Source organism: Geomonas sp. (assembly GCF_056994735.1).
Window position 1 is genome coordinate 1 of the sequence record NZ_JBXKJL010000199.1, and the last position, 1170, is coordinate 1170.

The window sequence follows — 1170 nt, forward strand, 5'->3', positions numbered from 1 at the left end:
AGTTTGCCGAGTTCCTAAACGAGGGTTCTCACTTGCGCCTGAGGATTTTCTCCTCGCCTACCTGTGTCGGTTTGCGGTACGGGTACCCGAAGATCTCCTTAGAGGCTTTTCTCGGCAGCGTGGCGTCACCGGCTTTGCGAGCCTTGCGGCTCTCGCGATAGCACCTCAGGGAATGTGACCCGCCGGATTTGCCTGGCGGATCCCCCTACATGCCTCAACCCGCACGTCCAATCGCGGGCCCGGCTAGCCTCCTGCGTCCCCCCATCGTGATAACGATCTCCAGGTAGTTCCGGAATATTGACCGGATATCCATCCGCTACGCCTGTCGGCCTCGCGTTAGGACCCGACTAACCCTGAGCGGACGAACCTTCCTCAGGAAACCTTAGGCTTACGGCGGAGAGGATTCTCACCTCTCTTCTCGCTACTTATGCCGGCAGGGTCACTTCTCTGCACTCCACCAGTTCTCACGATCTGGCTTCAACGCAGCAGAGAACGCTCCTCTACCAAGGCCGCGGCCCGCAGGCCACGGCGATCTACGGCTTCGGTCCTATGCTTGAGCCCCGTTGGATTATCGGCCCGGAGCCACTTGACCAGTGAGCTATTACGCTTTCTTTAAAGGATGGCTGCTTCTAAGCCAACCTCCTGGTTGTCGGAGTGTCTCCAGATCCTTTACCACTTAGCATAGAGTTTGGGACCTTAGCCGGTAGTCTGGACTGTTTTCCTTTCGACGATGAAGCTTAGCCCCCACCGTCTCACTCCCGAGCTACGTGTCGCTGGCATTCGCAGTTTGGTTGGGTTCAGTAAGCTGGTAAGCCCCTTAGCCCATCCAGTTCTCTACCACCAGCGCCGACCACTCGAGGCTGCCCCTAAAGGCATTTCGAGGAGAACGGGCAATCACGAAGTTTGATTAGCCTTTCACCCCTACCCTCAGCTCATCCAAGCTGTTTTCAACCAACACTGGTTCGGACCTCCATCCGCTGTTACACGGACTTCATCCTGGCCAAGGGTAGATCATCCCGCTTCGCGTCTATTCCCAGCGACTCCATCGCCCTGTTCAGACTCGCTTTCGCTACGGCTCGCTTTCGCTTAACCTCGCCACTGAGAATAACTAGCCAGCTCATTATGCAATAGGCACGATGTCAGGCATTCTCCTTGCGGAGCATAGCCCTC

General features: G+C 56.7%; 1 rRNA gene. It reads right to left on the reverse strand.

What is annotated here, in order from left to right:
- Positions 1–1170 (reverse strand): 23S ribosomal RNA (locus AC11W3_RS08880); the annotation flags it as partial.